Annotated in this window: 1 protein-coding gene; it reads right to left on the bottom strand. The window is 39.5% G+C overall.

Features of this window, described 5'->3' with window-relative positions; genetic code table 11:
- Positions 1-661: hypothetical protein (locus A3854_RS09635; protein WP_180378666.1), on the bottom strand; the 661-nt coding region annotated here is incomplete at both ends.

Genomic DNA, 661 nt, shown 5'->3' with positions numbered 1-661 from the left:
CTTTATGCTGCTATAAATTTTAGTATCTATATTAGTACCGTCTGAAGTAATCTTACTTCCATTATCTCCGCCAAATACGCTAAGATCACTTGAAGGATTTACTATTTTGGCCACATCTCCAGTATGATTTGCCGAATTAGCACTACTTGTTAGCACCAAGTCTTTAGCATCATCTTGACCAATAGCTAGTTTACCATCATTGCTTACATACCAACCGTCTTTGTGTTGGAATGCACTAGGAGTAGTAGGATCATCAGGAGTTAGATAATCTCTACCATCAGTATGTCTATATACATGATATCCATTAGGTATAGAGTTATAAAATGAAGCTAATAGTCTAGAAGATGTGCTCTCTCCTACATACGCTGATAAAGGAATTTTTATACTTCCTGCTGGTAAAGCAGGTTCTATTGCCCCAGCTCCAACAGCACTTCCTCCACTTACACCAAAGCTATTATCTCCACCTGCTGCTAGAGATAAAGCATCTATGCTTCCTACATTAGCATTGATGTTACTAATGTGGCCTCCTTCTGCAAAGCTAGTAGAAGATAAGCTTACGCCATCTCCACCATTACCACCTGCTTGTGGACCACCTGCAGCAGTTTCTTCTAGAGCATTAAGATCTGTTCCTTTTAAGATGGCTTGTTGTAAAGCTGAGAGA

Origin of the sequence: Campylobacter concisus (assembly GCF_002092845.1) — a bacterium.
Taxonomy (GTDB): domain Bacteria; phylum Campylobacterota; class Campylobacteria; order Campylobacterales; family Campylobacteraceae; genus Campylobacter_A; species Campylobacter_A concisus_AQ.
The sequence above is the reverse complement of the archived record's forward strand: the minus strand, read 5'-3'. Positions and strand labels throughout refer to the sequence as shown.